This is a genomic window from Aquabacterium sp. (assembly GCF_014378415.1).
Lineage (GTDB): Bacteria > Pseudomonadota > Gammaproteobacteria > Burkholderiales > Burkholderiaceae_C > Aquabacterium.
The window spans coordinates 1-4,536 of sequence record NZ_JACMNS010000099.1 but is presented as its reverse complement, the minus strand read 5'-3'; the positions used below and the strand labels follow the sequence as shown (position 1 = coordinate 4,536).

Below are 4,536 nucleotides of genomic sequence, written 5' to 3'. Positions count from 1 at the left end.
GCACTCAACACCCAGCTCAAGAGCGCCTCGCGGTCGGCATCCACCAGGCTCATGCCCTCGCGCTCGCACGCTGCCAATGCCACGCCACAAGTCGCGGCCACCAGGTCATCGAAGGATGAACTCGCCGCCGCCGGGTCAAAGCCATTGAACAGCAGTGCCCGCAGCAAAGCGTTGATGTCGGCGCGGGCCATGGGCACGCTGCGGTCCAGGCAGATGTCGCGCACGCGTTTGCTGCTGGCGGCCAAGGCATAGGGCCCCTCGCCCAAGGCCTGTGACAGCGCCTCCAGGAACGCGCGGTACTGGTAGCCTGACATTGATGGGAAATTGGCCACCTGCAAGATGGGCGCAACCCGGGGCCAACGCTCGTCGTGCTCGGGCTGATCGCTGCTCATCTCGGCCGACTGCGAGATGAAGTCCAGCGAATGCCGCTCGGGGTCAAAGGCATAGCCGCCCAGGTGTGACCACGATATCTGCACGCCCGCCGGGTGCACCGTGTCCAGCAACTTCTTGAAAGTGCCGCAACCGTTCCAGTCGGTATCGATGCCGGGGCAGCTTTGCCGAACCTGGTGCGCCAGGCGTGCCACGGCCACGGGCCGGGCCGAAGCCGCCACTTCGTCGATCAGGATTTTTTCAAGCTGCTGGCGGATGTCCAGCGCGGGCTTGGGCGCCTCCACCGGATCGGCCTTCAGGCGGCGCGGGTCCAGCAGCCAGTTGTTCTCGCGGTCGATGCGCAAGGGGCTGAGCTTGAGCTCTCGCAACAGCGCGGTGAAGGTGCCCCGACCGGCCCAGTTGCTGATGGCCAAGCCCGGCACCTGCGTGGCCAGGATCTTGGTCAGCGCGGGCAACATCACCGGGGCCGAAGCCTTGTCCACGGTTTCCCAGGTCAGGGCCTCGGCTTGCGCGAGCATGCCTTCAAAATCGGGGGTGGGCGTGCCAGTGGGCTCGTCATCGCCAAAGCCCAATGCATCGCTGATGAAGGCTTCGGGGTCGATGATCAGGTCGGACGACGCGTCGTAAGACGCTGAGGTGGCACCTGCCGCAAAGATCGTGGTGCGGCGGTCGTCGCGTCGCAGCTTGCGCAAGACTGGCGTGAAGTCGGCATCGGCCGAGAACACGATGAATTCGTCGTAGCGGGTGTCGCTTTGCAAGACGTCCACGATGTCGAGCACCATGTGGATGTCGGTGCTGGTTTTGCCAGCGGCGGTCATGGGCGGGCAGTCGACGATTTCGAAACCGGCCTTGCTGAAGCCGAAGCGAAAGCGCTGGTACATCACGGGGTTGAGGTAGCAACGGCGCACCAGGATGCGCCGCTTGACGGCGGCCTCCGGGTCCAGGGGCAGGCGCAACTGGGTGGCAATCCAGTCCATCCAGCGCAGAGGGTCGCTGGCGAAGCGCTCGGCGTAAGCGACATCCAGGCGCCGCAAACCGGAATACACGTTGTCAAAGTCAACGAAAAGGGCAGATTTTATGGGGGTGCGAGAGCCGATCAGGCCGCAGCATAGCCGAGGCATGCGGTCATGAGGCGGTCACACGAAGCACGCAAGCTGCCGCGATTCAATTTGAATTGATCGGTAGGCTGCATCCAGTTCGCCCTGCCCGGCGTATGAGTCTCCTGTGTGTTGACAAAACTTTAGGAGCTACTCATGAAAGCACTCGTCACTTCTTCGCTGTTGGTGTCCATGGCCCTGGTGACCGGCAGCGGCTGGGCGCAAAGCACGGTGATGGTGGGCGGCCAGTCCATGCTGCCCAGCAAGGACATCATCGACAACGCCGTGAACTCGGCGGATCACACCACGCTGGTGGCCGCGGTCAAGGCGGCTGGCCTGGTGGACACCCTCAAGGGCAAAGGCCCCTTCACTGTCTTCGCGCCCACCAACGCCGCCTTCGCGGCCCTGCCCGCCGGCACGGTTGACACTTTGCTCAAGCCCGAGAGCAAGGGCACGCTCACCAAAGTGCTGACCTACCACGTGGTGCCCGGCAAGTACGACATCAAGGCCCTGAGCACCGCCATCAAGATGGGTGGCGGCATGGCCGAGCTGAAGACCGTCAGCGGTGGCAAACTCTGGTTCATGCACAACGGCCCCAGCAACATCCAGATCAAGGATGAAGCCGGCCACATGGCCAACATCAGCGTTTACGACGTGTACCAAAGCAACGGCGTGATCAATGTGGTGGACACGGTACTGATGCCCAAGTGAGCCAAGGGCAGCGCCATGGCCCGCCAAGCCATGGCTCTGCCCTTTTCTTCACTTGGCCCAGCTGTCTTTCAGGCCAGTGACCCGGTTGAACACCGGCTTGCCTGCGGCATGGTCCTTCCGATCAGCCGCAAAATAACCATGGCGCTCGAACTGGAACTTCTGGTCGGCAAGCGCGGCGGCCAAGGAAGGCTCCACGAAAGCCGTGACCACCTTCTTGCTGTCCGGGTTCAGGCTGGCCAAAAAGTCTTTGCCACCGGCATCGGGCTGGGCATCGGTGAACAGGCGGTCGTAAAGGCGCACTTCAGCGGGCACGCCAGCGTGAACACTCACCCAGGTGATGGCCGCCTTGACCTTGACGCTGTCGGCCCCCGGCGTACCGCTCTTGGTGTCAGGCACCACCATGGCGAGGACTTCGGTCACGCGACCATCAGCATCCCTGGCGCAGCCGGTGCATTCGATCACATAGCCGCCCTTGAGGCGCACTTTGTTGCCGGGAAACAAACGCTTGTAGCCCTTGGGCTGCACTTCTTCAAAATCTTCGCGCTCGATCCAAACTTCGCGGCCCAGCGTGAACTGGCGCGGTGCGGGCTCGGGCGTGCCTTCGGGCGGGTGCGGCAAGGCCGGGGCGGTGCAGGGCTCCAGGTGGCCCGCGCCCATGATCTCGTCCCAGTTGGTGAGCACCAGCTTGACGGGATCCAGCACGGCCATGCCACGGTGGGCCTTGTTCTCCAGGTCGTCACGCAGGGCGATGTCCAGCGTGCTGTAGTCGATCCAGCTGTCCGACTTGGTCACGCCAATGCGTTCGCAGAATAGTTGGATGGCCTCGGGCGTGTAGCCCCGGCGGCGCAGGCCAACGATGGTGGGCATGCGCGGGTCGTCCCAGCCCTCAACCATGCCCTCGTCCACCAGTTGCTTGAGCTTGCGCTTGCTGGTGATGACGTAGGTGAGGTTCAGGCGCGCAAATTCGTATTGCTTGGGCGTGGGTTGTTGCAGCAGGCCGAGTTCGGCCAGGCGCTCGAGCAGCCAGTCGTAGAAAGGCCGCTGGTCTTCGAACTCCAGCGTGCAGATCGAATGCGTGATCTGCTCCAGCGCGTCTTCAATCGGGTGCGCGAAGGTGTACATCGGGTAGATGCACCAGGTGTCACCCGTGTTGTGGTGCGTGGCGCGGCGGATGCGGTAGATGGCCGGGTCGCGCAGGTTGATGTTGGGCGCCGCCATGTCGATCTTGGCGCGCAGCACCATGCTGCCATCGGCGTGCTGGCCATCGCGCATTTCGCGGAAACGCGCCAGGTTCTGCTCGGGCGTGCGACTGCGGAAAGGGCTGTCCTTGCCGGGCGTGGTGAAGTCGCCGCGGTTGGCGCGCATTTCCTCGGCCGTTTGTTCGTCCACGTAAGCCAGGCCACCGCCGATGAGGGCTTCGGCGGCGCGGTACATGAAGTCGAAGTAGTTGCTGGCGTAGTACAGGTGATCCTGCTTTGCGCCATTGAAGTTTGACTGCCAGCCAAAGCCCAGCCATTTCACCGAATCCAGAATGCTGTCGACGTACTCCTGTTCTTCTTTTTCAGGGTTGGTGTCGTCGAAGCGCATGTGGCACACGCCACCATAGTCGCGCGCCAGGCCGAAGTTCAGGCAGATGCTCTTGGCGTGGCCCACGTGCAGGTAGCCATTGGGTTCGGGCGGGAAACGCGTGCGGATCTTGGCCGGGTCGGGCTGGCCTGCCTGCTGGTGGGCGGCGTCGCCGGGGGTGCCGGCCCATTGGCGGCTGGCGTAGGTGCCCTGCTCCAGGTCGCGGTCGATGATGCCGCGCAGGAAGTTGCTGGGTTTGTGAGGGGTCAAATCATCAAGGGGAGCGTTCATCCCCCGATTCTATTCACTCACCGGTTCGGGTTGGCCAGTTGCTGGAGCATGGCCAGCAAATGCTCAGCCCCCGCCGAGCCCAATGGCCGCGCGGCCAGTTGATCTTGCTGCACCACCGCCTGGGTGATCCCGACCAGGTCGGTCTGCCCTTTGGCGGTCAGGGCCAGGCCAAAGGCGCGGCGGTCTTCGGGCACGTCTTGGCGCACGACGTAGCCCAGGTCTTCCAGCGCATCCACCAGCATCACGGCGCCCGAGCGGGCAATGCCCAGCACCTTGGCCAACTGGGTCAGCTTGAGGCCGGGGTTGCGCGAGATGATGATGAGCGCCGAAAACCTGGGCGGGGTGATGCTCCAGGGGGCCAGGGACTGGATGAACAGGTCGTTCAGCGACAGTTGCGCGCGCCGCACGCCGTAGCCCACCAGGGAGTCCAGCACGCCGTAGTCGATGCCCGGCACATGGGGGTTGAAAAGCGCATCGGTGG

4 protein-coding genes are annotated in these 4,536 nt (G+C 63.8%); 1 reads left to right on the top strand and 3 read right to left on the bottom strand.

What is annotated here, in order from left to right:
* A partial coding sequence (locus H7225_RS08935) for an NYN domain-containing protein (protein WP_290660967.1) occupies nt 1–1,436 on the bottom strand: 1,436 nt, incomplete at its 3' end.
* Nucleotides 1,437–1,643: 207 nt separating this feature from the next.
* Here H7225_RS08935 and H7225_RS08930 point away from each other — a divergent pair.
* Nucleotides 1,644–2,198: a fasciclin domain-containing protein gene (locus H7225_RS08930; RefSeq protein ID WP_290660965.1), complete on the top strand. Its 555-nt coding sequence runs from the start codon at nt 1,644–1,646 to the stop codon at nt 2,196–2,198.
* Between the two features lie 48 nt (nt 2,199–2,246).
* On the opposite strand, the gene H7225_RS08925 is transcribed toward H7225_RS08930, so the two are convergent.
* Nucleotides 2,247–4,055 (bottom strand): glutamine--tRNA ligase/YqeY domain fusion protein, encoded by a 1,809-nt coding sequence (locus H7225_RS08925; RefSeq protein ID WP_290660963.1) that lies wholly within the window; start codon nt 4,053–4,055, stop codon nt 2,247–2,249.
* Nucleotides 4,056–4,072: 17 nt separating this feature from the next.
* On the bottom strand, nt 4,073–4,536 hold a 464-nt coding region (locus H7225_RS08920), incomplete at its 5' end, for a MarR family winged helix-turn-helix transcriptional regulator (protein WP_290660961.1).

Coding starts and splice junctions, on each gene's coding strand:
- H7225_RS08930 (WP_290660965.1), top strand. CDS start 1,644: ATGAAAGCACTCGTCACTTCTTCGCTGTTGGTGTCCATGGCCCTGGTG.
- H7225_RS08925 (WP_290660963.1), bottom strand. CDS start 4,055: ATGAACGCTCCCCTTGATGATTTGACCCCTCACAAACCCAGCAACTTC.